Here is a 26,919-nt window from a genome sequence, read left to right as displayed (position 1 = left end):
GCGGGCAAGCCCGTCGGTTCCGGGGCGGGCCTCAGGTGGCGGAGCCGGCGGCAGCGCCGGTGGCCAGGTCGGTGCCCCAGCGGGCGATGGCCGCCTCCAGGTCCAGGGGGCCCGTCTTCGGCGCTTCGCCGGCCGCCGACCAGTCCTCGCGCGGGACCCGCCACATCACCTCGAACTCGTTGCCGTCCGGGTCCTTGGCGTAGAAGGACATGGAGTGGTGGTGGTCGGTGGCGCCGACCAGCGCCCCGCGCTCGCTGAGTGTCCGGCCGATCTCGGCCAGCTCGCCCAGTGTCCCGACCTCCCAGGCCAGGTGGTAGAGGCCGACCCGGCCCGGCTGCGGGCCGGGTGCGTCGGCGCCGATCGCGAACAGGCCGAGGTCGTGGTCGTTGAGCGTCTCCTGGGCGCTGAGGAAGGCGGCCCGCCCGGGGAACTCGGTGTCGACCTTGAAGCCCAGTGCCTCGGTGTAGAACGCGACCGAGGTCGCGACGTCGCGGACGTAGAGCACCGCGTGGTTGAGGCGGCGTACCGGCATGGGCTTTCTCCTTGCGAAGTTCAAACTCGAACTGAATCGCCTCGACGATAGCTACTGGTTTGAATTTGAACAACAAGAGGGTGCGGGCGCCGGAGGCGCGGCGAGTCGCATGGTCAATCGCTACGTCCGACGTCTGTGCGCGGTCGTCGCCATCCCGATGGGCACGTCGGCGGCGGCATGGGCGGCATGGCGACGGCCCTGCGGCTCGCCGAGTCCGTCGGCGGGGCGATCCAAGACCGTTCCCCGTCCTCCGGCGCGCCGGAGGATCGCGGCGAAGCTGAATCCCGGCAAACTGAGCCGCGGAGTGCGTCGCGCCGTGCTCGCGTCATCGGCGCAGGTGTTCGAACGGACCAAGGTCACCGACGTCAGGCGGGACCGCGGCAAGGTGGTGATCTCGACGCCCCGCGGCAGCGTGCGGGCGAACAAGGCCGTGCTCGCGACGAACGCGTACTCGGGCGAGTGGGCCATCACCCCCGCGCGCCTCTCGGTGCCCATGTGGCTCATCGAGATGGAGACGGAGCCGATCGCCCCGGAACGCATCGCCGCGCTGGGCTGGAGCAGTCGATCAGGGGTGATCACCCAGCACCAGATCATGGAGCACTACCGCCTCACCTCGCGCAACACCATCGTGTTCGGTGTCCGCCGCGTCGAACGGGGTGAGCGGTACCCGCTCCCGGCAAAGGCCCCGGACCGGGCCATGGTCGAAGAGCTCGCCGGCGCGTTCGCCACACGCTTCCCCGGCCTCGCGGACGTCGCCGTGGAACGCGCGTGGGGAGGCTGGATCGCGATGACCTCGTCCTTCCTGCCGATCGCAGGACAGATCGAGGACAACGTCTACTACTCGATCGCGTGCAACGGACACGGACTGGCCCAGGCACCGTACGTCGGGTCGCTCATCGCCGACCTGATCGTGGACGGAACGCGGCACGAGGATCTCGACGGCATCTGGGCGAAGGAACCGAAATTCCCTCCCTTCCTGATGCTGGGTCCGCTCGGCCTGCGCACGGTGTGGGCTGTCGACCGCTTCACCGACATGATCAACGGCAGTCGGCGCCGCGCCCTCCGCGCCGCCGCTCGTCTGCGCTGATCAGCCATCGCGAGCCGGTCGAACCGTGTGAACCGCTACCTCCCCGGCATCGCGGGACCCTTCGGGGTCACGTCCAGCCACGTGTGACCCCCACCTACCCCGGGCCAGGCCGCGTGTCCCCCCGCCGCGGCCTGGCCCGGTCCACCCTTCCGGAAGACACCATGCCGAACCCCTCGGTCCTGCTCGAGGACTCCGCCCGCACGTACCCGAACCGGGACGCCGTGGTCCCCGGCCCGACGCGTCTCACCTGCGCCCAGGGCGGGCGGCAGGCCCCGCAGTCGCCTCTCCGATCACCGAATGCGCAGGTCAGCGGGTGCGGCCGCGCGGCTTCAGGGGCGTGCCGGGGAGCTCGGGGGCCGGGAGGCGGTCGCCGGGGTAGCCGTGGACCTCGCCGTAGCGGTCGGTGGCGGCCTGCCAGTCGGCGCGGGCCTGGACGATCTCCTCGTGGCTGCCGCCGATGAAGTTCCACCACATGACGATCTGCTCCTCGAAGGGCGTGCCGCCGAGCAGGATCGTCCGGGCATCGGTGTCGCCGGTGTTGGTGAGGGTGATGGCAGTGGAGCCGGGGGCGAGGTAGCCGAGGTCGGCGGCGTGCAGCGGGGTGTCGGCGAGGCGGACCTCGCCGCAGTCGACCAGGAGGCCGTGCTCGAAGGCGGGGTCGACGGCGAGGGTGACGGTGGCGTGCGGGCGGAGGGTGAGTTCGGCGCCGAGCAGGGGGGTGAAGGTGGGCACGGGGGAGGTGTCGCCGGCGAGGGTGCCGAGGAAGACCCGGGCCTCGCCGCCGTCCAGGGCGACCGGGGCCGGGGCGTGGTGGTGGAAGTCGCGGCCGGTGTGCCGGTGTTCCTCTGGCAGGGCGACCCACAGCTGGACGCCGTGCAGGGTGGTGGTGGCGGGGGTGGAGACCTCGGAGTGGGCGATGCCGTGGCCGGAGGACATCAGGTTGACCTCGCCGGGTCGGACGAACGCGTGGACGCCGAGGCTGTCCCGGTGCTCGATCTCGCCGGTGAACAGCCAGCTGACGGTCTGCAGGCCGGTGTGCGGGTGCGGGGCGACGTCCATGCCGCCGGTGTGGGCGACGTCGTCGGGGCCGTAGTGGTCCACGAAGCACCAGGCGCCGATCAGGGAGCGGGAACGCTGCGGCAGCGTCCGGCGCACGGTCATCGCGCGCGGGCCGCCGAGCGGGACGTCGCGCGGGGGCAGGACCTCCACGCGGGGGGCGGCGGCGGGCGGCTCGATGAGGTCGGTCTCGGTGGTGCTCACGGTCGGGGTCCCTCCCAGGTGCATGGTAGTTCTATATTCAACTATCATGCCATGGCAGAGTGGCGCGCGACAGTGATCAGCCTAAACAGTGATCGGCCCGAGGAGTTCAGGTGAGTGATGTGACGGTGGTCCCGACGGACCGGCGGGTGTTCATCGACAAGCAGAGCCCCCAGGCGTACAAGGCGCTCGTCGCGGCCGCCGAGGCGACGCGCGAGGTGGCGGCCGAGGCCGGGCTGGACCGTCGACTGGTGGAGCTCGTCAACCTCCGGGTGTCGCAGATCAACGGCTGCGCCTACTGCCTGAACGTGCACACCAAGGCCGCGCTGCGCGAGGGCGAGACCACGCAGCGGCTGGGCGTGCTCCCGGCATGGCGCGACACCGAGCTGTTCGACGCGCGGGAGCGCGCCGCGCTCGCACTGGCCGAGGCGACCACCGACCCGGCCGACGCGGCCGCGCAGGAGGCCGCGTACGGGGCCGCGCGCGAGGCGATGAGCGAGGCCGAGATCTCGGCGGTGGTGTGGGTGGCGATCGCCATCAACTCCTTCAACCGGGTCTCCATCATGAGCAAGCACCCGGTCCGCCCGGCCCCGGCACGGTAGCCGCTCCGCCGGAGGGCCTCCGCCTGAAGGCGTGGGCCCTCCTTCGGCGGGTGCGCGGCCGGTTCCTCCCGCGGGGGGAGGGGGCGAGAGTAGAGTGCAGCCGTGACGGACGTGACCCTGAACCTCTGGCGGCAGCCGCTCGACGAGGTGCCGGCCGAGGTGTGGGACCGCACCGACCTGACGGTGCTCATCCTCGCCGACACCGGGATCTCCGAACTCCCCCCGGCCATCGGACGGTTGGCCGCTCTGCGCACCCTCGACCTCGGGCACAACAAGCTCGCCGAGGTCCCCGCCGGGCTGGGCGACCTCACTGGGCTGGGCGACTTCCTCTACCTGCACGACAACGCGCTGACCACCCTGCCGGACGCCCTCGGGCGGCTCACCGCACTGCGCTACCTCAACGTCGGCGAGAACCGGCTCACCGAACTCCCCGCGGCCATCGGCGAGATGACCGCCCTGGTCGAGCTCCGCGCGCAGCACAACCGCCTCGGCGCGCTGCCCGAGGAGATCGGCCGGCTCCGTGCGCTACGCGAACTCTGGCTCCGTGGCAACGAGTTGACCGCACTGCCGGACTCCATGGCCGGCCTCACCGAGCTGCGCGAGCTGGAGCTCAGGGAGAACGCCCTCACCGAGGTGCCGGCCGTGCTCGCCGGGCTGCCGCTGCTGCGCCGCCTCGACCTGCGCGGCAACCGGATCACCGAACTGCCGCACTGGCTGGACGAACCGGGTGCGCTGCCCGCGCTGCCCGCGCTCGAGAAGCTGGACCTGCGGTGGAACGAGGTGCGGCCGTCCGCCCGGGTGCTGGACGCGCTCGGTGCGCGCGGCTGCGTCGTCCTGTACTGAAGCCGCCCGACTGTCGAGGCCGTTCGTCGGACCCCCTCGGAAAGATCTTGCGCGCGTCTTCCGACCTGCTACGGTTGATCGCATGAAGCGCGCTGCACTCGTCACGACGACGCCGGAGAGAGTCCCGGCGCGCTGACTGCTGACCTAGTCCGAAGCCCCGGGGCGAGTGCCCCGGGGCTTCGTCGTCTCCGGCTCCACTCGCCCGCAGCCCCAGAGTGGAGACCACCGCCATGAACGCCCACCCGTCGCACGGCCGGCCCCTGCCCGACCAGCCCCGGGGCTGCCACCCCCAGCACGACCACCGCAAGCTCGGCCGCGAACTCGACCTCTTCGACACCGACCCGCTGATGGGCTCCGGCCTCCCGTACTGGCTGCCCGATGGCGCCGCGATCCGGCACACCCTTGAAGAGTTCATCCGAGGCCGCGAGCGCCGGGCCGGCTACCGCCACGTCTACTCCCCGGTGCTCGGCAAACGAGAGCTGTACGAGATCTCCGGCCACTGGGCGCACTACCGCGAGGACATGTTCCCGCCCATGGAGCTGGGCTCGGAGGAAGTGGTGCTGCGGCCCAGCCTCTGTCCGCACCATGCCCTGATCTTCCGCTCCCGCCCCCACAGCTACCGGGAACTCCCGCTGCGCATGGCCGAGTTGGGCGGCATGTACCGCTCCGAGCTGTCCGGGGTGCTGGGCGGACTGACCAGGGTCCGGGCGATCCAGCTGAACGACGCGCACGTGTTCTGTACCCCCGAGCAGGCCGCCGACGAAGCCGTCGCCGCGCTGGAGCTGATCCGCGAGGCACACCGGGCGCTCGGCATCGTGCCGGTCCGCTACCGCCTCTCGCTGCCCGGCGACGGCGGCAAGTACGTGGCGGATCCCGCGCTGTGGGAGCGCGCCACCGCGCTGCTCACCGATGTGCTGGAGCGCTCCGGGGTGCCGTTCGAGGCGGCGGAGGGCGAGGCCGCGTTCTACGGGCCCAAGATCGACGTGCAGATCGCCGACGGCGCCGGGCGCGAGTTCACCCTCTCCACCGTCCAGATCGACTTCCACCAGCCCGAACGGTTCAACCTGCACTACGTCGGCCCGGATGGCGCCAAGCACCGCCCGGTGATGGTCCACCGCAGCGTGATCGGCAGCGTCGAGCGGGTGGTCGCCCACCTGATCGAGCTGTACGGCGGCGCGTTCCCGGCCTGGCTCGCGCCCGCCCAGGTCGTGCTGCTGCCGATCTCCGACGCCGAACTGCCGCAGGCCGAACGGCTCCGGCAGCGCTGCCTGGACCTCGGACTGCGCGCCGAGGTCGCCGGTCCCGAGCACGGCAGCCTCGGCGCCCGGATCCGGGAGGCCCGGCTGGTGCCGTACCAGGCGGTGATCGGTGCCAAGGAGGCCGTGGACGACCGGGTCGCGCTGCGCCTGCGGGACGGCCGCCGACTGGAGCCGCTGCCGGCCGAGGAGGCCTTGGCGCGGATCGGTGCCCTGGTGGCCGCGTGCAGCGCCGAGCTGTGGGAGGTCGGCGCGGAGGGGTGACCGGGCCGTCGCGCGGGCGAGGGGCCCCGGGGGTCGGACCCCCGGGGCCGGTGGCATACGTACGACTAGTGCGGTGCGCGCTGTGTCGGCGGCGCCGTGGGTGGCGGCCGCCCGTCGAATGGGCGCGGCGGCCGAGTCCAGGGCCGCCGCTGTCCCCCTCTGCCACCTGTACCGGAGGTATCCCGTGCGCATCCCGCGCAGACTCGTCGCCCCCGCCCTCGCCGGCTGTCTCGCGCTCGCCGGGGCGGTGGCCGCCGCTCCGGCCGGCTCGGCCCAGCTCCGCCCGCTGCCCGTGCCCGACGTCCAGTACTGCGCGGCCGTGCTCGGGCACGTCCCCGGCGCGGACGCGGCCTCGCCGGTCCTCGGGCGGGCCTGCTCGCCGGACTCCCGGGCCGACGCACTCGCCCGGGCCGACGGCCGCACCCGTACGGCGGAGCAACCGGCCGACCGTACGCTGCTGCTGGAGGAGTACAAGGACATCAACTACGGCGGCGGCGTCATCTACACGTTCTACGGGGACGCGGGCGGCTGCGATTCCACCGGCTACCACCTGGTGAACTACATCGACGTGGCGCTCAGCGTGTCCTCGATGCAGGGCTACAACAACTGCAACACCGTCCACCTCTGGTCGCCGCTCAACGACGCCGTACGCGAGCTGCAGGTCTACCACCGCTGACGGCTCGGCCCGCCGGGTGCTCCGGCCGCCGGCCGCCGGGGTGGTGCCCGGCGGCCGGCGCGTGCCGGGTCGGCGGGAAGGCGCAACCCCCGTGACGTCGAGGTGCTGTCCGGGCAGCGATCGCGTCCTTCGGAGAACCGGCTCCCGCGCTCACGCCCCGGCTCCGATCGCGACCACGCCGAAGGTGAGCACACCCGTCAGCAGTGCGCCGACGAGCGTGACGATCGCCCAGGGGCCGATGGAGTCGGCGTGGCGCCCGAGCCCGAGGAGCTGCCAGAGGGTATCCCGTAGCGCCAGCGAGACCGGCAGCGCCGAGGCCGCCGCGGTGGTCGCGATCCGGGCGGCGCGGCGCGCCCTCGTGGTGGGCGGGGGAGCGGCGAACCGGAGGGCGGCGTTGCAGGTCACCGTGAAGGCGAAGGTGCCGCCGGCGAAGACCGCGCTCTCCACCGCGAAAAGCAGCACTCCGGGCCAGCCCTCGCCGGATGCCAGCCCCGTGGCCACCAGCAGGCCGGCGGCGAGGGCGGCCGCAGCGGCCAGCGCGGTGAAGCGCCGGCGGGTGAAGCCGAGCACATCGCTGCGGTCGATCAGCGTGGTGAGCCGCCGTCCCACCCGCGGGTGACGGCCGGTGAGCAGGTTCACCAGGGGCAGGACGTCGTCCAGCCAGTCCCCGCCCCCGCATGTCGTTCCGGACAGCAGCCGGACCGCCCGGCGGTGCAGGAACAGGCCGGCGGCCGTCATCGTGGTGAGCGCCGGCAGGGAGGCGACCAGCCAGGGGGTGCCGTCGTTCCAGAGCCCGCGGTTCGCCCGCGCGGCCACCGCCACCCAGTCGGCGGCGAGCGTGGCGGTGACGAGCAGCGTGCTGACCAGAGCGGTCCGGAGCAGTTGCTCGACCCGGTAGCGCGGCAGTGGCCGGTCACGGCGACACAGCAGCATCCGGACCGTGCCGAGTGCGCCGAGTAGTGGGACGAAGAAGAGGGTGAAGGTCACCACCGCGTCGTACGGGTCGTCCTGCCAGGGGCTGCCCGCCCGGACCGCGCGCACCTGCGTCGTCAGGAAGGCGAACGCGGTGAAGGCGGCGGCGCCGGCGGTGGACGTCCACAAGGCCGCTGCTGCGGCGCGGCGGGCGGGGTGTCCGATGTCCAGGTGATGGTTCGTCATGTCATCGCGCATGGCGGTGATAGTACACATAACGTAGTACGTGGCGCGTAGTTCATGCCGCGTAGTATGGTGCTCCGTCAGAAGCGGAGGAACAGGCGGAAGAGCAAGCAGAGGAGCAAAGCGACATGCAAGCCAACGACGCCCAGACACTGGTGCTCTGCGCGCTGGCGGACGGGCCACTGCACGGATACGCCATCAACACCGCGATCGAGGAGCTGACCGGGGAGCGGCTGGGGCCCGGCAGCCTCTACGGGGCGCTGGCCAGGTTGGAGTCGAAGCGGCTGATCGAGCCGCTCGACGGTCAGGGACGCCAGCGCCCCGTCCAGCTCACCCCCCTCGGCCGCGAGGTGCTGGAACGCGAGCTGCGGGCGATGGCCCGCGTCGCGAACGCGGGACTGCGACGCCTGGGGGTGAACCCCGCGTGAGCGTCGTCGCCCGAGGCCTGGTCAGGCTCTACCCGGACGCCTTCCGCGAGCGTTGGGGTTCGATGGTGGAGGACGAGGCCCGGGGTGCGGGCTGGAAGTCCTGGCCCGACCTGGTCGCGGGCATCGTGGACATGTGGCTGCACCCGGCCCTCTGGCCCGCCGACTCCCCGACGCAGCGCCAGCGGCGGGTTGCCACCATGGGCATCACCGTCGCCCTCGCCGCCTGGTTCCTCGGCCACCTGGCCGCCGAACAGGCCGGCCCGTTGCCCGCCGACGGCATCCGCGACGGGGTGACGCACGGCTGCACCACCCTGCTGCTGCTCGGCATCGCCCTGGTCGCCCCCCAGCCACGGCGGACGGCGGCCGCCGCGCTCACGCTGCTGGGCTGGGCGCTGCGCCGCCTCGCCGTGCCCACGGCCCTCGGCACCGCCGTGGTCGTCCTGGTGCACAGCGGCGTCGACGCCGACGCCTCGCCGCCCACCCTGCGCACCGCCCTGCTCGCCGCCTGGTGGATCGCTCTCGGGCTCGGCGCGATCCAGATCCCCCGCATCTTCACCGGCGTCGGCGCGGACGCCGTCGTGCCGCCCGGCACCGGCCGCCTGCGCGTCGGCGTCTGGACCCTGGCCGGGGCCAGCGCCACCGGCGGAGCGACCATCCTCGGCCGCTCCGTCACCGGTGACGGGTTCCACCCGCTCGGCACCGCGATCGGCGTCGGCCTGCTGCTGCTCACGGCGGTGTGCGCGGGTACCCTGCGCGACCTGCGCGAACTCCCGTCGGCCTGCTGAGCCCGGAGCGCCTTGGTCAACTGCCGTCACTGCCAAGGGTGTTGTCATGCAGCGCCCAGCGGCCGGCGACCGCGACCGGCCGGCTGCCGTGACCGGCCGGCCACCGTACCCGGCCGCCCGGCATCGCCTTGGCGTGCCCTCCGGCGGGGCTGCCCGACGCCACGGCCCGGACCGAACCCCATGAACCCGGCGCCGCCCGAACGGGCGGGCCTCCCCGACCACTTGGACGGTGCTCATGCCTGACCTGCTCCGTGCCCTCTACACTCGCCGCCTGCGACGCAGGGTCATGGCGGGCCCGCTGCCCCGGCACGTCGGACTGATCATGGACGGCAACCGCCGCTGGGCCCGACACATGGGCATGGCCAACCCCAGCATCGGCCACAAGGTGGGCGCCGAACACGTCGAGGAGGTGCTGTCCTGGTGCGAGGCCCTGGCGATCACGCACGTCACCGTGTTCGTGTGCTCGACCGAGAACCTCCAGCGCCGGGGCGACACCGAAGTCGCCTACCTGATGCGGCTGATCGAGCAGGTGGTCGTCGACCGCCTCATCCGCCCGGACGCCCGCTGGCAGGTCCACCTCGCCGGAACGACCGACGCCCTGCCCGACAGTACCGCGCACGCCCTCAAGGAGGCTGTCGAGGCCACCCGGACCAGCACCACCGGCGCCCACCTCACCCTGGCCGTCGGTTACGGTGGCCGCCAGGAGGTCGTCGATGCCGTCCGTGACTTGATGTACGCGCGCGCCGAGTCCGGCGCGTCACTGACCGAGGTCGCGGATGCCCTGACCGTCGACGACATCGCCCCGCACCTCTACACCGCCGGCCGGCCCGATCCCGACCTGGTCATCCGCACCAGCGGCGAGCAGCGGCTGTCGAACTTCCTGCTCTGGCAGAGCGCGTATTCGGAGCTGTACTTCTGCGAGGCCTACTGGCCCGCGTTCCGCGAGGTCGACTTCCTGCGTGCCGTCCGCAGCTTCGCCGCCAGGCAGCGGCGCTACGGCAGTTGAGCTGGCGGCCACACCTGGACGACGGCTCCGGGGCCCGGGCCGAGCGGGACGGTTCTCTCAGTACGACTGGAGCTCGATCAGGTGGCCGTCCGGGTCGCGCAGATGGGCGGTCCGGAGGTTCGGGCCCCACTCCGGGCGGTCGGTGGCCTCGACGGCCAGGGTGCCGCCGTGGCGCAGGCAGAGGTCGAGGGTGGCGTCCACGTCGTCCACCCGGAAGACCAGCATCGCGGCGTCCTGCGCGGGTGCGGCGGGGCGGGCCGGCTGCTCGGCGGTGCCGAGCGTGGCGGCCATCGCGGCGCGGTCGTAGAGCACCAGGACGGCCTGGTCGGCGAGGTCCCAGTTGGCGTACGGGCCCCCGGGTGCGGCCTTGACCAGGGTGGCGCCGGTGAGCGGCGGGAGGATCGCGCCGTAGAAGGCGAAGCAGTCGGCGAAGCGGGTGACGAGCAGGCGGGGGTACAGGGCGTCCACAGTCGAACTCCTGGGGGCGATGGGTTGGGGCCGAAATTAGTGGGTTGCAACCCACTATAGGGAGAGACCCTAGACTTCCGCCATGGTCTCCGAGAACCCGCCCCCCGCTTCCGAGCTCCCTGCTTCCGAGCTCCCTGCTTCCGAGCTCCCTGCTTCCGAGCCCGAGCGCGCGCCCGAGCTCCCCCCGACGCTGCTGGACCTGAGCACCTACCTGCTCTCCCGGGTCGGGAAGACGGCCCGTGGCCGGCTCGCCGAGCGGCTGGCCGAACGCGGCCTGCGGCTCTGGGACATGGCGGTGCTCGCCTCGCTCGCCGACTTCGGCCCCCAGGTCCAGCGGGACCTGGTACGGCGGTTGGGCCTCGACCCGAGCGACCTGGCCAAGGTGGCCGACCAGCTCGCCGCCGCCGGGTACGTCGAGCGCGCCAGGGACCGGGCCGACCGGCGCCGGGTCTCGGTCTCGATCACCGACGCCGGACGGGCGCTGCTTACCGAACTCGACGCTCAGGCGCGGGCGGTGCAGGACGAGGTGCTCGCTCCGCTGGACGCGGGGGAGCGAGAGGTGCTGCAGTCGCTGCTGCTGCGGGTCCACCGGGGGTCGGGAGAGCCGCGCAGGGGACTGTGAGCGGGGAAGCGGCGCTCAGCCGACGGGCTGCCCGGGGCGGCGCGCGCCGGCGAACTCGCCCGCCCAGCGCGGGACGTCGAGCACCTGCTCGACGCGGGCGATCAGCGTCCCGGTGCGCTCGGCGTGGATCATCGCGCCGTCGCCGACGTAGACCCCGACGTGGTGCAGGGGTGCGTCGGGACGGGAGAAGAACAGCAGGTCGCCGGGGGCGAGCGCGTCGCGCTCCACCGGTGCGCTGCGGTTGAACTGCGCGACGGTGTAGTGCCCGAGCTCGACGGTGCCGTGGCTGGCCCGGTACCAACAGTAGAGCGACAGGCCGCTGCAGTCGAAGCCGACCGTCTTCTCGCCCAGGCACACGCCGTTGAGGTAGCCGTTCTCGTCGTCGCAGAAGCCGAGGCTCGCGCCGAGCCGGTCTCCGCCGCCCCAGGCGTACGGCACACCGATCTGGGCCGCGGCCACGGCGGCGACCCGCAGGCCCAGTGCGTCGCTCGGCGGCGTGCTCCTCTCGGGCGGCGCGGTGGGGATCGCGTGCGCCGCCGGGGCGAGTGCCGGGACCAGGCCGGCCCCGAGCGCGAGGCCGAGCATGCGGCGCCGGCCGACGCCGGTGTCCTGGTCGCGGTCGGACGGTTGGGGTTCCATGGGGCGGCTCCCGGACGGTGGTTGCGGGTGGAAGTGCGCGTAGCGGCACCAGGATTCCGTTCCGGCGGGGCCGTCCGCCATCACCCGCAACGGTGAATCGTGGGCGCACCGGCCTTGGAACGGCGGGAAGTTCCTCGCTAAATGGTTTGACGGTCGTTCAGGTGGAGCCAACGATGGGCGCGAACGTTCGGTCGGGACCGTAGGAGGACCTCATGAGCAGCGCCGTCAAGCTGATCCGCGCCACGCGTCTGACGCCGGCCGTCGACTACGCCTACGGCGCGGTGGTCGAAGCCCCGGCGCGCTCGCTGTGGCTGGCCGGGGCCTGCCCGCTCGACGAGGAGGGCCGGACGGTCTCCGTCGGCGACTACGAGGGACAGGCCCACCAGGTGATGCGTAACCTGATAACCGTGCTGGAGGACGCGGGCGCCGGGCTCACCGACATCGCCCGGACCACCGTGTACGTGGCCTCCGGGGACCGGGCGGACCTGGTGAGGGTGTGGAACGTCTACCGCGCGTACATGGGGGAGCACGATGCGCCCAGCACGCTGCTCGGCGTCTCGGTGCTCGGGTACACCGACCAGTTGGTGGAGGTCGAGGCGGTGGCCGTGCTGCCCTGAGGGATGGCCGTGCCGCCCTGACCGCGCGGAAGCCCGGCGTGCCGAGGCGGGTCAGCTCGCGGCGAGCAGGGCGTCCAGCTTCCGGTAGCCCTCGACCACTCCGTGTTCCATGCCGCTGGCCAGGATGGCGTCCCGGGCCACCAGGCTGTCGACCACCGACAGCACGGTCACGCGGGTACGGCCCTCCCCGGCGGGTTCGAAGGTTGCGGTGTCCAGCGAGACGCCGTCCGGCACGCCCTCGTACGTGAAGGTCTGGACGAGCCGGGTGGTCGGCCGGACCTCGTGGAAGGAGCCGTAGAAGGCGGCGATCTCCTGACCCTCGCGGTGCATCGAGTAGCGGTAGTGGCCGCCAGTCCGCACCTCCCAGGTGTCGATCTTCATCTCGAGGTCCTTCGGGCCGAGCCACTGGGCGACGAGCTCGGGCTCGGTCCAGGCCTGGAAGACCCGCTCCTGCGGGGCGTCGAACTCGCGGACGATCCGGATGGTGGGCAGCTGCGGGTCCGCCTCGATCCGGGTCTCGGGGCCGGTGGTGGAGGTCATGACGGGACTCCTTCGCTCTGCTGGGGCTTCGGTCGGTCGTTGCCTTCGTGGTCTTCGTTGTCTTCGTCGTTGTCGGTGCGGGGGTGGGCGGTGTGGTCGGCCATGTCCGCGAGGAGGGCGTCCAGGCGGCCGAACCGCTCCTCGGCCTGGCGCCGGTACCGTTCGATCCAGCTCGTCATCACGTCGAACACCTGCGGCTCCAGGTGGCAGGGACGGCGCTGCCCGTCCCGGCTGCGACTCACCAGCCCGGCCTCCTCCAGTACCTTCAGATGCTTGGAGACGGCCTGCATGGTGATCGCGTAGGACTCGGCCAACTCACCCACGGTCGCGTCCCGGATCGAGAGCCGGGCCACGATGTCCCGCCGCGTCGGATCCGCCAGGGCCACGAACGCCCGGGACAGCTGGTCGACAGCCACCTGCACACCCCTGTTCATCCTCAACCGATTGGTTGAGAACAACGCTACGCCGCTCCGCCCGCTTGTTCAACCGTTTGGTTGTGGAAGCCGCTGATCGGCAACGGGTGTGGCGCCGGCGGCCGGGCACGGGTCCTCCTCGACCGGGGGAGGTGCCGGCCGAGGAGGGGTGAACGGACCGAACCGGGGCTGAACGAGTACGGGCTGAACGAGGAGGCGCCGACCGAGAGGTCAGGCCACCCGGGTCTGCGCCCAGCTGTAGAGGCGGCGGGCGCTGTCGCCGAGGCGGGTGGCGTAGAGCGTCTTGCTCTGGCCACCCGCGAGTTCGTCGCTGGTGGTGGTGACGCCGACGACGGTGCCGATGCCGGTCCGGGTGTCGAACTGTGCGAGGTGGGGGCCGCCGCTCGCCCCGTGGGACATGTCGCAGGGCTCACCCCACAGCAGGGGGGCCTTGGGGCCGGGCTGGGCCGGTCCGGCGCAGTGGATCATGCGTGATCCGGTGTAGGTGGCGCTGGGGTTGTTGAGTCGGTCCTTCGGGTACCCGAAGGTGTGGATGAACTCGTCCTTGACGGGCTTGGTGAACGCGATCCGCTGGCTTCCCGTGACGTCCGCGATCCGCCGTCCCCCGGCTGAGGGGTTGGCCACGAGCATTCCCGTGTCGTAGCCGGCGACGGCGACACCGTCCGAGGTCGTCGTGCTCGGATCGGCGTCCCAGCGGGAGGACGTGGCCACGCTCCTGATGGTGAAGCCGCCGAGCGGTTTGGTTCCGTTGCGGTAGCCGGGCACGAAGTAGAGGTTGTGGTTCCACGTGGCGTCGGTGGCGGGAGCCCCGACGGCCCGCAGACAGTGCGCGGCCGAGATGACGGTGCTGTGGTTCGCGCTGTTGACGACCGTTGCGGTGCAACTGCCGTCGTAGCCGTCGGCGAAGGTGAAGAAGAGACGGCCGACGCTCGTGTTCACCGCTCCGCCGTGCGTCCAGGTCGATCCGGGATCCAGCGTGTTCGCGGGAAGCGGATGTGGATCGTCAGGCGTGTTGTCGTCCTCCGGCACGGGGGTGATCTCGGGGACCATGGCGCCCGCCAGCTTCATCCGCATCGGCGTCCAGTAGGTGTCGATCCGGCTGCGCTCCTGTTCGGTTGTGGCGCCGGAGTGCGTCGTGACGGATTCCTGCTCCGCGGCGAAGGCCGTGTCCGGCAGCAGCACCGCGGCGGTGGTCGCACTCAGCAGGAGGGCTCCCGCGGCGGCGAGCTTGCTGGGAAATGCTCGGTGGAGGGCTGACATCGTTGCCAATCTTGGGTCGGGTCGGGTTGGCCGAGTGGGGTTGGTCGAGATGGGTTGGTCGGGCGCGGCTCGATTCGGGAGGCGGTCGTGACCACCGGATCGGGGCGTGCCGGCGTCGACGCCTCAGGAGCGTTCGGCGGCCTTGTACAGCGGCTTCGTGATCGCGGAGGTGAACTGCGGGCCGACCAGGTGCCGGAGGCAGGCGGCGTTGCCGTGGTCGCAGACCTGGCCCGAGGAGTCGAAGAAGGCACTCAGGGTGTCGTCACCCACCACCGTGCCGATCCCGGAGGACGGGTCGAAGTCGGCGATGCGGGGACCGCCGCTGGAGCCACCGCCCATCACACAGGGAGCGCCCCACTCGCCCCGGGGCTCCGGGTGCTCCTTGGTGCCGGGGTACTCGCGGGTCTGCCCCACGCAGTAGGCGAGCCTGGCCCCGGTGTACTCCGGCAGGCCCGCGCGCCCGGGATCGCCCGAGGCCTCGCGCGGATAGCCGAACTCGTGGACCGACGCGTTGCCCGGCCGGTCGAAGCCGATGCGCTGTGCGGCGCCGACGGCGTCCTGCACCCGTTGGCCGGCGGCGTTGGTGTTCAGGACCAGGAACGCCTGGTCGTACGCGTCGTACGTCAGGGCGTTCTGCTCGTCGTTGCGGAGCCAGGTGGCGTCGGCGACCCCGGCGCGGGCGACGAACGTGCCGTACGGTGCGAGACCGTCGTGGTAGCCCGGGACGAACAGCTCGTTCGACAGCCACTGATTGTCGTTTCCCAGGAGGTCGGGGCTGTTGACGCAGTGCCCCGCCGTGACGACGGTGCTGCGGTTGGCGCTGTTCACGACGGTCGCGGTGCAGCTTTCGTCCTCACCGTGGTTGGTGAAGAACAGCCTGCCGACCGTCCTGCTCAGGGTGTCGGCGCCGGTCCACGGAGCTCCGTCGGGGGCACTCCTGGGCGGATTGCCGGACGACCGCGTGATCAGGGCGGCCATCCGCTCGGGGGTCCAGTAACCGAGGACGGCCTGCTGCTGCGCGGCCGTGACCGCCTCCGGATGGACGACCACCCGGCTTGTGGCGGGCCCGCTCCTCGCTGCGGCCCCGTTCTTCGTTGCGGCTCCTGCGGCTCCTGCGGCTCCTGCGGGCGCGGCCAGCGCCGTGCCGGCTGCCAACACGAGTGCTGTCAGGACGACTTGGGCGCGCGCTCGGCTGCGGATCCTGGTGTGGTGACCGCCGATCCGGTCATGGATAGGTGACATGTCAGGCACCGTAGGGACGCGACGTCAGAATCCCGTCTACGGCGAGTCTCATCCCTTCATCGATGACAGCAGAATCCGGTAAAGAGCGTTTCATTCCTGTATCGGTCGCAGCTGCTGCCCTGCTCGCCCCCTGCGCTGGTCCGGGGCCGTCCGTGATCCGGCGCTGTGGGAGCATGATCGGATGCCCGAGCAGCCTGATGCCCAGCCCGATGCCCAGCCTGATGCCCGGATCGACCTGTCGGCAGACCTGCAGGCCGACCCGATGTCCGGCCGGTGGCCGCTCGCGCCGTCCGGCGAGACCGACTGGCTGGGGGAGCTGTGCGGTGACGGCGTGCTCGGGTTCATGGCGCCCGCGATGCCCGACGCCGTCTGGGTGCTCAACGCCATGTACGAGCACGAGCGGGGGCCGAGCGAGCTCTCGTACAACGACTACCGGCAGGCCCGGTTGGCGGACGGGAGCGCACAGCCGCGTGTGTTCATGGGCGTGGACCTCGATGCCGTGGGTGTCGTCACGGGTGGTGACCTGGGCCGCGCCGAGCACCCGGGGCCGGGCTGGCACCGGCTGCGCTGGGCGGAGCTCGCGGAGCGGACCGGCGATCCCGTGGTGCCCGAGGGGCTGCTGCCCTCCAACCGCTGCTTCCCGTCGGCGAAGAAGGACGGCAGCTGGCCGCTCGGCATCGTCCCGCCCACCGAGGGGAGCCTCGACCGGGAGACCTGGAACCGCCTGATCGCCGTCCTCACCGCGTACGGTCCGGCCGGCCCGGACACCCGGTGCCTGGCCTACTACAACCCGCTGATGCTCGGGGACTTCGACAACGTCCATGTGCGCGCGGGCCGCCTCGGCGACGCCGAAGCCCTCTACGACACCACCGACGTCGACGCCAGCCCCTCCAACCTCTGGGCCGCCGACCGTTCCTGGGTGCTGTGCACCGACTACGACCTCTGGGCCACCAAGGTCGCCGGACCCCCTGACCTCATCGAGGCCCTGCTGGGCGACGCCGAGCTCGAAACCTTGCGGCTGCCCTGGGCGACCTGACACCGGGCCGGACCCGCGAACCCACGTGGACCGGCACCGCACCTGCGCGCGAGGCTTGCGTGGTGACTCCGAACCTGGCCCCCGCAACCTGAGCCGGGACGACGTGGGCCCCGCCCGTCCCGCTGGACCTGGCCGCCGTCGAGGAGCAGCGCATCCTGTCGGAGCGCGCCGCCCGGCGCCTCATCCTGCACGTGGCGGAGTTGTAGGGCCTGGCACCAGAAGTCGGCCTGGCCGACTTCTCACGCGCAGACGCGTTCGCCGGAGACGTGTGCGGACTCGCTCCCGTCCGGGAACCGCGCCAGGTCGGGGGCGACGGTGCCGTCCGCGCGGCGGACCCGGGCGTGCAGGAGGCCCAGCGCGGCCCACGGCGTGCTGACGGCGTAGAGGGTGCGCGGGCCGTGGGTGCCGGGGAAGCGGGCGATGCGCCGGGCGGTGAAGTGCAGGTCGCCGCAGGCGATGTCCTGGACGTCCTCCTGGTCCGCGTAGAGGAAGCTCACCCACCGGCCGCCGGTCACACTGGCCGGGCCCAGGAGGGCGTTCACGGCCGGCGTGCCGTCGTCCGGGAGGGGGTTGCTCGTGCAGCCGACCTCCCGGATGTCCTGGTCCCCGAGCTCGAACTCCTTTCCGTGACAGAACCGTCCGTCGGGGAGGGGCCAGAAGTACCAGATCGTGCCGCCCTCGTCCTGGTAGTGGCCCCACTGTTCTCCGGGCGGATTGTCCTGGGCGGTGGCGCGGATCCGTTCCAGGCCGGCCGCGACCCTGTCTGCGAGCGGCAGCCTGACGGCGGTCGCCGGGATGGTGACAGGGGCGGCAGGGCCCGTCGTCGTGGACGTGCTGCAGGAGGCCAGGGCGGCGAGTGCCAGCCCGGTGGCCGTCGCCATGGCGGCATGGCGACGCAGCGGGTCGAGCTTCATGGTTCCCCCCGGGTACGGCCGTTTCGGCCGTTTCGGCCGCTGCGACCGTACGGTCGACTGACCCGTACGACGCCGCGCTCGAGGGCGGCGGTTGCGGAGCGGCACCGGGTGCGGAGATCGGCCGTAGGCTTGCGGCGAGCTCCGGAATTACCTTTAAAGAAACCAATCGTTCGGTTTTTACGGATGGAAGAAGTCCTTGGAAGAGGCCTCACTGCCGCGGTGGGCGAGGCCTGTGGTGACGGACCTTCAGGTGGGGGCTCGGCGGGTGGTGAGGAAGGGGGAGGGGTCGGGCGATTAACCGACATCGTCTTGCCGGTTGCGGGTTGGGCGCAGCTAAGATACGGGGTGTTTGGTTTTGTTTTCCGGCATCTCAGGGCGGGGTGGTTGCGGTGGTACGGCAGGAGCGGGCGCTCCGGACGCGTCGGCTGATCCTGGAGGCGGCGGCGTCGGTCTTCGACGAGTTCGGGTACGAGGGCGCGACCATCGGCGAGGTGGTCTCCCGGGCCGGTGTGACGCGTGGTGCGGTGTATTTCCATTTCGCGTCGAAGCGGGATCTCGCGCAGGGCGTGGTCGAGGAACAGTTCTCCCAGGACGGAGTTCCCGAACGGAGCTGCAAGCTCCAGGAGTTCGTGGACACCGGGATGGTGGTGGCGCATCTGATGCCACGTGACCCGCTGCTGAGCGCGGGTGCCCGGCTCTCGCTCGGGCAGGACGTGTTCGACGACCTCGGCGGCGGTGCCATCCCGGGGTGGATCGGCCGGATGGAGGCGCTGCTGCTGGCGGCCGGCGAGCGCGGCGAGCTGCTGCCGCACGTCGTTCCGGCGGACACCGCATGGCTGATCATCGCGGCGTGGACGGGGGTTCAGATCCAGTCCCAGAAGCTTTCCGGGCGGGCTGACCTGGAGCTTCGGGTGTCGGGGCTGTTCCAGCACCTGATGCCGAGCATCGCGGTGCCCGGCGTGCTCGGATCGCTGCGGATGGGGCCGGACCGGGGTGCCCAGGTGGTCGCCGAGATCGCGGCGGCCCGTGCGGACGAGGGCGGCGGGGACGAGGGCGACGACGTGCCGGTCGAGGCGCAGGCGGGCATCGGCGTCGGCTGACGGGAGCTCAACCTGCCTCCTGTGCAGGGGGGCTGGGGGAGGATGGGGCGCGCGGGCGGCGGCGGGACCACGGGGTCACGCCGCCTTTGGTTTGCCCTGCGAACACTACCGAGGGTGGTTGTGTGGCTTCTTGCAGTGCCCAGGCAGCCCGCCTTCAAAAACAAACAGCACGTTCGGTTTTGTATTGACAAACCGCGCGTCCTGTTTTTCACTGGTGGCAGTTGCCCCCAGGGGTGTCGACCCGGGTGCCGGCCGCAGCGACGAGCTTGCGGCGTTCCGTGTGATTGGGGTGGTCATCGTGGAAATTCGGGTGCTCGGGGCGTTGGACGTCCGGGTGTGCGGGCTGTCAGTGGTGCCGTCGGCGCCGAAGCCGCGTCAGGTACTGGGGCTGCTGGCCCTCCGCGCGGACCAGGTGGTTCCGGCGGGGGTGCTGGCCGACGAGCTGTGGTCCGGCCGTCCGCCGCGCAGTGCGCGCACCACCGTGCAGACGTACGTCCTCCAGTTGCGCGACCTGATCGACCGGGCGTTCGCCCGGGCCGGCGAGGAGGCGGGGGTGTCCTGCGCCAAGGACGTCCTGGTGACCTCGCCCGGCGGCTACATGCTGAACAGCGGCGGCGGACTGACGGACATCCGGGAGTTCGAGCGGCTGGCCGGCATGGGCTACCGGGCGATCGACGGCGAGGACCACCCGCTGGCCGCCCGGATGCTCGGCGAGGCGCTCGCGCTGTGGCGCGGACCGGCCTTCGCGGACGTCCCGGTCGGCGGCCAACTCGCTGTCGAAGCCAAGCGGTTGGAGGAGACCCGGCTCTGCGCTCTGGACCAGCGGATCGACGCCGACCTACGGCTGGGCCGCCACCGCGTCCTGCTCGCCGAACTCACCGTCCTGGTCGACCGCTACCGCACCCACGAGAGCCTGCACGGCCAGTACATGATCGCCCTGCACCGCTCCGGGCGCCGCGGCGAGGCCCTCGAGGCCTACCAGCGCCTGCGGAACACCCTGGTACGGGAGTTGGGCATGGAGCCCTCGGTCGGGCTGCGCCGGCTGCAGCGCTCCATCCTGCTCACGGGGCCGGAACGACCCGCCGCTGCCGAGCGACCCGTCGGTCCGGAGCGGACGGCGCAGACGGAGCGCGAACCCGCTGTGGGCGCGGCCGCGTTGGCGGACACCGCGGCGGCCCGGCTCAGCCGGGTCGGCTGAGGGCGACGGTCGGAGGACTCGGCGCCCGCCCGGGTGCCACCGGGGCTTGGTCGAACGTGCTTGTCGTCGTGAGGGGTTGTGGGACGGGTGGTCCAGCAGAGGTCGGAACGGACGCGCGGGCGGCTGGTGGAGGCGGGGGCGGGGCTGTTCGACCGCCATGGCTACGCGGGTGCCACCCTCGGCGAGATCGCCGCGGCCGCAGGGGTGACGAAGGGGGCGCTGTACTTCCACTTCGCCTCCAAGGAGGAGCTGGCCAGAGCGGTGTTCGAGCAGGCCGAGCGTTCGCTGCGCGCGGCCTGCGGCGACCAGCGCGCCGCCTCCTCCCCGCTCCAGGGGCTGATCGACGCCGGGTACTGGCTGGTCGACGCCCTCGGGGCGGACCCGGTGGTCCGGGCGGCGTTCCGCCTCGGCCGCGAGGACGGCGGCTGGCAGGCGGAACCGCCACCGGGCGGGGCCGAGCGGAGTGGGGTCGAGCGGAGTGGGGTCGAGCCGGGCGGGGCCGAGCGGGGTGACGTCAAACCGGGCGGGCCGAAGGCCGGCGAAGCCAGGCCGGGCGGTCCGAATCCGGGTGAAACCGGAGCGGTGGACGCCCGGCAGACCCTCGCGGGCATGCGCGGCTTCCACCGCGTCTGGGCCGCCGTCGTCCGGGACCTGCTGGCCGGGGCCCGCCGCGCGGGCGAGCTGCGCGACCGCGCGGGCGGGCTCGGCCCGGAGATCCTGGTGGTGACCGCCGCCTGCGGCCTGGAAGTGGTGTTCGCCGACGGCTGCCCCGCGGAGGAGCGCGCCCGCCGGGTCGGCGCCCTCTGGGACTGGCTGCTGCCCTGCCTGGTCCCCCCGGGCGCGGCCGGCTCCTACCGCACCAGGCCGCCGGTACCGCAGCCCGCCTGACCGGCGGCGAACCGCCTGCCCGGCGCGGAGCCCGCCTGCCCGGCGCGCGAACCGCCTGCCCGGCGCGGAGCCGGCCTGACCGGCGCGCGAACTCCCTTGCCGGCACAGGCCCCCGCGCGACCGGCACGTGCCGCCGACCGGCGTTGCGGTAGGGTGGCTGATGCCGAGTATGACCGTGATTCAGGGAGGTGAGACCCATTACCGGAATGTCCGAGCGGGTGCTCCCGGAGCGCGGCCGTGCGGGCGCCTCGCGCGTGTAGCGCGGGTGACGCACCGGCGCGGTGTCGGCCCTTGCGGGAGCCCTGACGGAGTCGTTTCCTCCTCCGTTCGCTTTCCTCCCGTCTTCCCCAAGGGGTTCTCTTGCCGGTTTTCTCCTCCGTCGCTCTCCGTTCCTCGGTGGTCTCCCGGCTGCGTGCAGCCGGTTGCGTGTTCGCCGAGGACGAGGCGCGGATCCTGCTCCGCGCAGCAGCCGCGCCCGCCGACCTGGCCGCCATGGTCCGCGCCCGTGCCGAGGGGCGGCCGCTCGAACACGTTGTCGGCTGGGCCGAGTTCGCCGGTCTGCGGATCGCCGTCGACCCGGGCGTCTTCGTGCCGCGCCGGCGCAGCGAGTTCCTGGCCGCCGCCGCCACCGCGCTGACCGGCCCGCCCCGCGGCCCGGGCGCGGTGGTGCTCGACCTGTGCTGCGGCAGTGGTGCGCTGGGCGCCGCCGTGGCGGCCGGGGCCGGGCACCCGGTCGAGCTGTACGCGGCGGACATCGACCCGGAGGCGGTCCGCTGCGCCCGCCGCAACCTGGCCGGCACCGGGGCGCGGATCCACCAGGGCGACCTGTTCGCCGCCCTGCCGGCCGCGCTGCGCGGCCGGGTGGACGTGCTGATCGCCAACGTCCCGTACGTTCCGACCGGGGACCTCGCGCTGCTGCCGCCCGAGGCGCGGCTGCACGAGGCCCGGCCGGCGCTCGACGGCGGCGCGGACGGCCTGGACGTGCTGCGCAGGGTGGTCGCGGAGACGCCCCGGTGGCTGGCTGCGGGCGGGTCGTTGCTGTTCGAGACCAGTGAGCGGCAGGTGGCGGCAGCCCTCGGGGTGGCGCGGGCGGCCGGGCTGACGGCGGTGGCGAGCCGGCAGGAGGACCTGGACGCCACGGTGGTCACCGCGACGCTGTGCTGAGCCGCGGGCGGGCGCGGCCACCGTACCCCCGTGACGGTGGCCGCGCCCACCCGGGCGGTTCACCCGGGCCGTTCAGCCGGGCGGTTCACCCGGGCGGTTCACCCGGGCCGTTCAGAGGTGGGTGCCGTACACGTGGTCGACCGGGACGGTGAGCAGCACCCGGCGGTCGGAGACCATCGCCTCGCGGTACTCCGCCCAGTCGGGGTGCTCGCCGGCGGCGCTGCGGTAGTAGTCGACCAGCGCCTCGACCTCGGGGCCGTCGGGGTCGGTGCCCGGACCGGTGAGGGTGGCGATGCCCTCGGCGGTGACCCAGGAGCGCCCGTCCGGCCCGGTCACCTCCAGGCTGACCCGGGGGTCCCGGCGCAGGTTGGCGGTCTTGGCCAGCCCGTCCCGGGTGGAGATCAGGATGACGTTCGTCTCCGGGTCGTAGAACGGCATGACGGGGGAGAGCTGGGGCCGGCCGTCCGCCTTGATGGTGGCGAGGATGCCGAGGCGGCTCTGCGCGAGGAGCGCGTACGGGTCGTACGGTGTGGCGGTCATGGGAGGATCATCGGGCTTCACACGGTGTGAAGGTCAAGGCGCGGCAGGCGTGTTGCGTGGGCGGCGCTCAGGATGACACGCGCGGCGGAACGGCCGGCCGCGGTCGGAACAGCGGGCCGCCGTCGGGGAGCCGCGGTCGGGGAGCCGGGTTGTCGGTAGTGGCTGGTACGGTCCGGGCACACCGGACACCTGGACATCCTGCGGGAGTTGATCGACGGCGGGAGCGGGGACCACGACCGGAGCTGAGCCATCGGCCCGGTGCTCGGGCCCGGTGCCGTCCCCATCGTCATCGTCGTGGGGCCGGCACCGGGCCGCGCCGTCAGGCCTCGTGGCGCCGGTCGGCGGTCAGTTTCCGGACGGCCTGCCCGAGTGCCTCCGCCGTCCGCCGCACGTCGGCCTCCGTGGTGCGCCAGTTGCTGAACGCCGCGCGCAGGGCGGGCCGGTCGGCGTAGCGGGTCGGGGTGACGAAGGCGTCGTCGGCCAGCTCGGCGGCGAGGGCGGCGAGGCGCTCGGGGGTGGGATCCGTCGCCAGGGTGAAGCAGACGACGTTCAGCCGCACCGGGGCGAGCAGGCGCAGGCCGTCGATCCGCTCGACCGCCTCGCCGAGCGCCCGCGCGCCCGCGACGTTGCGTTCCACGATCTCCCGGTGGCCGGCGCGGCCGTACGCGCGCAGGGTGAACCAGGCGGCGAGGGCGCGCAGCCGGTGCGAGTTCTCCGGGGTGAGGTGGACCAGGTCGGGGTGCTCGCCGACCGGGCCGAGGTAGGCGGCGGCGTTCCGGAAGACCTGGGCCTGCAGGTCGGGGCGGCGGGTGAACTGCACGGCGCTGTCGTAGGGCACGTTGAGCCACTTGTGCAGGTCGACGCAGACCGAGTCGGCGAGGTCCAGGCCGGCCACCAGCTCCGCGTGCTCCGGCGACAGCGCGGCGAAGGCGCCGAACGCGGCGTCCACGTGCAGCCAGAACCCGTACCGCTCGCGGAGGTCGGCGATCGCCCGCAGGTCGTCGAAGTCGACGGTGTTGACGGTGCCCGCGTTGGCCACCACGATGCACGGCCCGTCGGCCTCGGCCAGCGCCCGCTCCAGCGCGGCCACGTCCACCGCCTCCCGGCCGGGCAGTAGGGGCACGGACCGCAGCGCCGTCCGGCCCAGGCCCAGCACCGACAGCGCCTTGGAGACGGAGGAGTGCGCGCCGCCCGACAGCACCCGGACCCGGCCCAGCGCGCCGACCCCGTCCTCGGCGACGTCCACGCCGAGCCGCTCGCCCAGCCACTCGCGGGCGATCGCCAGTCCGACCGTGTTCGACATGGTCGCGCCGCTCACGAAGGTGCCGTGGTGCGCCGCCGAGAGCCCGAACAGCTCGCGCAGCCAGCCGACCGTCTCCCGCTCCAGGTGCTGACCGGCCGGGTCCAGCGAGGAGTTGGAGTTCTGGTCGACGGTGGAGGTCAGCCAGTCGCCCGCCAGCGCCGCCGGGGTCGCACCACCGGTCACGAACCCGAAGTACCGCGGCCCGGGACTGCCCGACAGGCGCGGCTCCCACCGCTCGGCGAACTCCGCCAGCGCCGCCGGCAACCCGCCGCCCGCCTCGGCGAGCTTCGCCGGACCGACGGATCCGGCGCCGGGCGGGGCCGCCTGCGGGACGACGGGCCGGTCGGCGAGGCCGTCGAGGAAGGCGAGGGCCTGCTGCCGGGTCTCCTCCAGGAGTTCGGGCAACCGCGCGAGATCGGCGGCGAGTTCGGGGTGCATGCGGGTTCTCCGTTGATCGACTGTGCGCCCGAGCGTAGGGAGCGGCGGGCGCGCTGTCCCGGGCCAATCCGGCGCGGGTGGCCTGGCCCGGGCGGAGGAGCCGGGGGAGTTGTCGGTGGGGCGGGCTAGCGTGGCGGGCCATGGACACTCGGCAGGCGGTACGGGATCTCGGTTCCCCGGATGCGACGGTTCGGCGGGCGGCGGCATGGGCCTTGCGCGAGCGCGGCGATGCGCAGCCGGCGGCGGTTGCGCAGAGCGCGGTGCCGCTGCTGGGCGATCCGGATGCCGAGGTGCGGCAGACGGCGGTGCGGGTGTTCTGCTCGTGGGGCGAGGACGTCGTGCCCCTGCTGCAGGCGGTGCGTCGGAACGGGCCCGGGGCCGCGCGGGCGAGTGCGCTGGAGGCGCTCGCGGAGATCGGCGGGGAGGCGGTGATTGGCGCCCGGGATCTGGCGGCGCTGGAGCGGCTGGTGCGGGTGAAGGCGCCCGAGGACGCGCCGGAGCCGCTCGCCTGCTGCTTCCTGTCGTGGATCGCGGTCGCCACCGGCGACCAGGCCGGGGTGATGGACCTGCTCGGCCTGTCCGCGCCGCGCCCGGTGCCGTTCGCGGCCGGTGTGTACGCGGCCGACATCGACGGTCACGGGGGTTTCGACGACGATCGGCACGACGCCTTCCGCCGGGTGTTCGTCACCCCTGAGCTGGCCGGATGGACGCTGGTCGTCGGCGCCTGGTGCGATCCGAGCGATGCCGAGCGTGCCGCCGAGGTCCTGGCGGCCTGCGAGCGGCTGAGCGCCCGCTACGGGCGTGCCCAGGCGTACTGGTGGAGCGCGCAGAACGACGGCTCGGCGGTGCTGGTCGCCGAACACGGCGCGGCCGTGCGGCGGTTCGCGTACATCCCGGGTGAGGACACGCGGCACCTGGAACTCGGCGCGCCGCTCGGGTACGAGCAGCGGCGGCGAGCCGAGCTCGGGCTGCCCGCGCTGGTGGAGGGGTGGGTGGAGCCGGATGGCGACGACGAGGACGACTGGGTGTGGGAGCTGTTGGAGCTGGCGCCGCGCCTGGCAGGTGAGTTGAGCCTCGATCCGCTGTCGCTCGGGCCGGGGACGCCGGTGCGCGGGGCCGGTGTCCTCGCCCTCACCGCGTACGGTCGTCGGATGCGGGCGCCGGCGGGGGCGCTGCTGCTGTGACCCCGCACGGCTCCGCGACGGTGGCCCGGACGGTCTCGCCGTCCGCGCGGGCGGCCCGCCCGGCCCGCCCGGTCGATGCTGTCCGGTCCGTGCCGCACGGGCCGGGACGCTGTCGGGCCGGCGGACCGCCGCGGGTTCAGTGGTCTGCCGCGGGTTCAGTGGTTCGTCTGCCGCCGCGGCAGTTCGGCGCGCCGGACCGTGCCGGAGGCCAGGGCGACGGCCGCGCCCAGGCAGGAGACGGCGCCGCAGCCGGCGAAGACCGGGGCCGCGCCCCAGGCGCCGATGGCGGCGCCGACCAGCGGGTAGCTGAGCGGGGCGAGGCCGAGCATGGTGAGCATCACGACGGAGGTGACCCGGCCGAGGTAGGCGGGGTCCGTCGCGGTCTGGACGAGGGCGCTGTCCAGGCCGCCGGAGACGCCCGCGCACAGGCCGACGAGCGCGGCCAGCGCGGCGGCGGTCCCCAGGCTCGGGACGAGGCCCATCGCGGCCACGCCCGTACTGGCCACGAGCAGGGTGCCCGCCATGGTCAGGCCCGCCCGGGGCAGTCGGCCGACGACGGTGAGCAGCGCGGCGCCGGCGGTGGCCCCGGCGCCGAAACAGGCGACGATCCAGCCGTAGCCGGACGGGCCCCAGCCGCGCTCGGCGTTGAGGAGCACCATGCCGACGTTGAGGGTGCCGGTGAGGCCGAGTTCGCAGACGGCGCCGACGGCGACCAGCGGACCGATCAGGCGGTGGCGGCGGAGGTAGCGCAGCCCGTCGAGGAGGTCCGCGCGTGCGGTGCCGCGGCGGGGCGCCGCCTCGTCCGGGGGCGTCTCGAGGGCACGGACCCGGATGGTCAGCAGGAGCGGCAGGGAGAGCGCGAAGAGCAGGCCCGCCGTGGCGAAGGCGGCCGCCGGGCCGCCCAGGCCCATGGCCAGGCCGCCGAGCGGCGGGCCCGCGATCTGGCCGAGGCGCATCGACAGCGAGCGCATCCCGGTGACCCGGGCCAGCTGGTCGGGGCCGGTGATCCGGGGCGGGAGGGCGCCGACGGCGGGGACGAACAGCGCGTCCACGGCGCCGAACACGAGCGCCACCGCGACCAGCAGCCAGAGCGCGGGCGTGGTCAGGGCGATGGCTGCGGCCACCGAGAGGATGAGCAGGCAGCGCAGGGCGTCGCTGCCGAGGATCACCCGCCGGGGGTCCAGCCGGTCGGCCAGCACGCCGCCGCCGAGCATGAGCACCGCGCGCGGGAGCGCCCCGGCGGCCATGACCAGGCCGACCTCGGTGGGGCCGGCGGCCCGCTGCGCGGACCAGCCGAGCGCGACGAAGTAGACGCTGTCGCCGATCAGGGAAGCGGTGTAGGCGGCGAGCCAGCGCAGCACGTTGCCGTCGCGGTGGGCGGGCGGCGTGGCGGTGCGCAGGGGGCGGGTCGTCTCCGCGAGGGCCATCACGGTCTCCGGTT

29 protein-coding genes are annotated in these 26,919 nt (G+C 73.2%); 16 read left to right on the top strand and 13 right to left on the bottom strand.

The genetic code is table 11. The annotated features are described in order from the left end of the window. Positions 1–31 precede the first annotated feature (31 nt). The gene (locus tag ACZ52J_RS16270) at positions 32–532 is read right to left on the bottom strand and encodes a VOC family protein (RefSeq protein ID WP_360509626.1); all 501 of its coding nucleotides are present in this window, start codon (positions 530–532) and stop codon (positions 32–34) included. Between ACZ52J_RS16270 and ACZ52J_RS16265 the strand changes: the two genes are divergently transcribed. Next, positions 531–1,619, top strand: coding sequence for an NAD(P)/FAD-dependent oxidoreductase (locus tag ACZ52J_RS16265; RefSeq protein ID WP_465619323.1), 1,089 nt, complete (start codon positions 531–533; stop codon positions 1,617–1,619). The genes ACZ52J_RS16270 and ACZ52J_RS16265 overlap by 2 nt on opposite strands. A gap of 306 nt (positions 1,620–1,925) precedes the next feature. On the opposite strand, the gene ACZ52J_RS16260 is transcribed toward ACZ52J_RS16265, so the two are convergent. Further along, a complete protein-coding gene (locus ACZ52J_RS16260; protein ID WP_465619321.1) occupies positions 1,926–2,903 on the bottom strand; it encodes a pirin family protein in 978 nt (325 codons plus the stop codon). Between the two features lie 86 nt (positions 2,904–2,989). Between ACZ52J_RS16260 and ACZ52J_RS16255 the strand changes: the two genes are divergently transcribed. The 4 genes from ACZ52J_RS16255 to ACZ52J_RS16240 all read left to right on the top strand — a co-directional run bounded on the left by ACZ52J_RS16255 (position 2,990) and on the right by ACZ52J_RS16240 (position 6,517). Next, on the top strand, positions 2,990–3,478 hold the full coding sequence (locus ACZ52J_RS16255; RefSeq protein ID WP_465619319.1) for a carboxymuconolactone decarboxylase family protein: 489 nt from the start codon (positions 2,990–2,992) through the stop codon (positions 3,476–3,478). Between the two features lie 102 nt (positions 3,479–3,580). Beyond that, positions 3,581–4,321, top strand: a complete 741-nt coding sequence (locus tag ACZ52J_RS16250) for a leucine-rich repeat domain-containing protein (RefSeq protein WP_465619317.1) — start codon at positions 3,581–3,583, stop codon at positions 4,319–4,321. Positions 4,322–4,551: 230 nt separating this feature from the next. Next, a complete protein-coding gene (gene thrS / locus ACZ52J_RS16245) occupies positions 4,552–5,841 on the top strand; it encodes a threonine--tRNA ligase (RefSeq protein WP_465619315.1) in 1,290 nt (429 codons plus the stop codon). Positions 5,842–6,025: 184 nt separating this feature from the next. Continuing rightward, positions 6,026–6,517, top strand: coding sequence for a hypothetical protein (locus tag ACZ52J_RS16240; protein WP_465619313.1), 492 nt, complete (start codon positions 6,026–6,028; stop codon positions 6,515–6,517). 150 nt (positions 6,518–6,667) lie between these two features. On the opposite strand, the gene ACZ52J_RS16235 is transcribed toward ACZ52J_RS16240, so the two are convergent. Further along, positions 6,668–7,687: a hypothetical protein gene (locus ACZ52J_RS16235; protein ID WP_465619311.1), complete on the bottom strand. Its 1,020-nt coding sequence runs from the start codon at positions 7,685–7,687 to the stop codon at positions 6,668–6,670. A 113-nt stretch (positions 7,688–7,800) separates the two neighbouring features. Here ACZ52J_RS16235 and ACZ52J_RS16230 point away from each other — a divergent pair, with 113 nt between their 5' ends. The 3 genes from ACZ52J_RS16230 (at position 7,801) to uppS (ending at position 9,891) form a co-directional block, all read left to right on the top strand. After that, positions 7,801–8,100 carry a PadR family transcriptional regulator gene (locus tag ACZ52J_RS16230; RefSeq protein WP_031071696.1) on the top strand — a complete coding sequence of 100 codons (300 nt, stop codon included), beginning with the start codon at positions 7,801–7,803 and terminating at the stop codon, positions 8,098–8,100. Continuing rightward, complete coding sequence (locus tag ACZ52J_RS16225; protein ID WP_465619308.1) at positions 8,097–8,885, top strand: hypothetical protein; 789 nt, start codon at positions 8,097–8,099, stop codon at positions 8,883–8,885. Before ACZ52J_RS16230 ends, ACZ52J_RS16225 begins: the two co-directional genes overlap by 4 nt. A 229-nt stretch (positions 8,886–9,114) precedes the next feature. Next, positions 9,115–9,891: a polyprenyl diphosphate synthase gene (uppS, locus tag ACZ52J_RS16220; protein ID WP_465619306.1), complete on the top strand. Its 777-nt coding sequence runs from the start codon at positions 9,115–9,117 to the stop codon at positions 9,889–9,891. Between the two features lie 57 nt (positions 9,892–9,948). Here the strand turns inward: uppS and ACZ52J_RS16215 are convergent, their stop codons facing one another. Continuing rightward, complete coding sequence (locus tag ACZ52J_RS16215; protein ID WP_465619304.1) at positions 9,949–10,359, bottom strand: VOC family protein; 411 nt, start codon at positions 10,357–10,359, stop codon at positions 9,949–9,951. An 82-nt stretch (positions 10,360–10,441) separates the two neighbouring features. On the opposite strand from ACZ52J_RS16215, the gene ACZ52J_RS16210 reads away from it, so the two are divergent. After that, positions 10,442–10,981: a MarR family winged helix-turn-helix transcriptional regulator gene (locus ACZ52J_RS16210; protein WP_465619302.1), complete on the top strand. Its 540-nt coding sequence runs from the start codon at positions 10,442–10,444 to the stop codon at positions 10,979–10,981. 15 nt (positions 10,982–10,996) lie between these two features. Here the strand turns inward: ACZ52J_RS16210 and ACZ52J_RS16205 are convergent, their stop codons facing one another. After that, entirely contained in the window at positions 10,997–11,620 is a 624-nt protein-coding gene (locus ACZ52J_RS16205) for a C40 family peptidase (protein ID WP_465619300.1), read from the bottom strand. 212 nt (positions 11,621–11,832) lie between these two features. On the opposite strand from ACZ52J_RS16205, the gene ACZ52J_RS16200 reads away from it, so the two are divergent. Beyond that, complete coding sequence (locus ACZ52J_RS16200; protein WP_465619298.1) at positions 11,833–12,237, top strand: RidA family protein; 405 nt, start codon at positions 11,833–11,835, stop codon at positions 12,235–12,237. A 51-nt stretch (positions 12,238–12,288) separates the two neighbouring features. On the opposite strand, the gene ACZ52J_RS16195 is transcribed toward ACZ52J_RS16200, so the two are convergent. The 4 genes from ACZ52J_RS16195 to ACZ52J_RS16180 form a co-directional block, all read right to left on the bottom strand. After that, on the bottom strand, positions 12,289–12,777 hold the full coding sequence (locus ACZ52J_RS16195) for an SRPBCC family protein (RefSeq protein ID WP_465619296.1): 489 nt from the start codon (positions 12,775–12,777) through the stop codon (positions 12,289–12,291). Then, on the bottom strand, positions 12,774–13,193 hold the full coding sequence (locus tag ACZ52J_RS16190) for an ArsR/SmtB family transcription factor (RefSeq protein WP_465619294.1): 420 nt from the start codon (positions 13,191–13,193) through the stop codon (positions 12,774–12,776). The genes ACZ52J_RS16195 and ACZ52J_RS16190 overlap by 4 nt, the downstream gene beginning before the upstream one ends. A 228-nt stretch (positions 13,194–13,421) precedes the next feature. Then, a complete protein-coding gene (locus ACZ52J_RS16185) occupies positions 13,422–14,471 on the bottom strand; it encodes a trypsin-like serine peptidase (protein WP_465619292.1) in 1,050 nt (349 codons plus the stop codon). A 123-nt stretch (positions 14,472–14,594) separates the two neighbouring features. Next, on the bottom strand, positions 14,595–15,521 hold the full coding sequence (locus tag ACZ52J_RS16180; RefSeq protein WP_465619289.1) for a trypsin-like serine peptidase: 927 nt from the start codon (positions 15,519–15,521) through the stop codon (positions 14,595–14,597). Between the two features lie 373 nt (positions 15,522–15,894). Between ACZ52J_RS16180 and ACZ52J_RS16175 the strand changes: the two genes are divergently transcribed. Continuing rightward, positions 15,895–16,749 carry a hypothetical protein gene (locus tag ACZ52J_RS16175; RefSeq protein WP_465619287.1) on the top strand — a complete coding sequence of 285 codons (855 nt, stop codon included), beginning with the start codon at positions 15,895–15,897 and terminating at the stop codon, positions 16,747–16,749. Positions 16,750–16,988: 239 nt separating this feature from the next. On the opposite strand, the gene ACZ52J_RS16170 is transcribed toward ACZ52J_RS16175, so the two are convergent. Then, on the bottom strand, positions 16,989–17,663 hold the full coding sequence (locus tag ACZ52J_RS16170) for a hypothetical protein (protein ID WP_465619285.1): 675 nt from the start codon (positions 17,661–17,663) through the stop codon (positions 16,989–16,991). 389 nt (positions 17,664–18,052) lie between these two features. On the opposite strand from ACZ52J_RS16170, the gene ACZ52J_RS16165 reads away from it, so the two are divergent. The 4 genes from ACZ52J_RS16165 (at position 18,053) to ACZ52J_RS16150 (ending at position 22,013) form a co-directional block, all read left to right on the top strand. Next, positions 18,053–18,763 (top strand): ScbR family autoregulator-binding transcription factor, encoded by a 711-nt coding sequence (locus ACZ52J_RS16165; RefSeq protein WP_465619283.1) that lies wholly within the window; start codon positions 18,053–18,055, stop codon positions 18,761–18,763. Positions 18,764–19,061: 298 nt separating this feature from the next. Then, a complete protein-coding gene (locus ACZ52J_RS16160) occupies positions 19,062–19,961 on the top strand; it encodes an AfsR/SARP family transcriptional regulator (RefSeq protein WP_465619281.1) in 900 nt (299 codons plus the stop codon). Between the two features lie 87 nt (positions 19,962–20,048). Further along, positions 20,049–20,849 (top strand): TetR family transcriptional regulator, encoded by an 801-nt coding sequence (locus ACZ52J_RS16155; protein ID WP_465619279.1) that lies wholly within the window; start codon positions 20,049–20,051, stop codon positions 20,847–20,849. Positions 20,850–21,209: 360 nt separating this feature from the next. Then, positions 21,210–22,013, top strand: coding sequence for a putative protein N(5)-glutamine methyltransferase (locus tag ACZ52J_RS16150; protein WP_465619277.1), 804 nt, complete (start codon positions 21,210–21,212; stop codon positions 22,011–22,013). Between the two features lie 111 nt (positions 22,014–22,124). Here the strand turns inward: ACZ52J_RS16150 and ACZ52J_RS16145 are convergent, their stop codons facing one another. Further along, the gene (locus tag ACZ52J_RS16145) at positions 22,125–22,553 is read right to left on the bottom strand and encodes a PPOX class F420-dependent oxidoreductase (RefSeq protein WP_360505111.1); all 429 of its coding nucleotides are present in this window, start codon (positions 22,551–22,553) and stop codon (positions 22,125–22,127) included. A 319-nt stretch (positions 22,554–22,872) separates the two neighbouring features. Further along, positions 22,873–24,294 (bottom strand): pyridoxal phosphate-dependent decarboxylase family protein, encoded by a 1,422-nt coding sequence (locus ACZ52J_RS16140; protein WP_465619274.1) that lies wholly within the window; start codon positions 24,292–24,294, stop codon positions 22,873–22,875. A gap of 140 nt (positions 24,295–24,434) precedes the next feature. On the opposite strand from ACZ52J_RS16140, the gene ACZ52J_RS16135 reads away from it, so the two are divergent. Beyond that, positions 24,435–25,478: a HEAT repeat domain-containing protein gene (locus ACZ52J_RS16135; protein WP_465619272.1), complete on the top strand. Its 1,044-nt coding sequence runs from the start codon at positions 24,435–24,437 to the stop codon at positions 25,476–25,478. 155 nt (positions 25,479–25,633) lie between these two features. Here ACZ52J_RS16135 and ACZ52J_RS16130 read toward each other — a convergent pair whose 3' ends face one another. After that, complete coding sequence (locus ACZ52J_RS16130) at positions 25,634–26,905, bottom strand: MFS transporter (RefSeq protein ID WP_465619270.1); 1,272 nt, start codon at positions 26,903–26,905, stop codon at positions 25,634–25,636. Between the last annotated feature and the right edge of the window lie 14 nt (positions 26,906–26,919).

It is taken from the genome of Kitasatospora sp. NPDC034035 (assembly GCF_055575755.1).
Note: the sequence above shows the minus strand (reverse complement) of the source record. Positions and strands in the feature narration are given on the sequence as shown.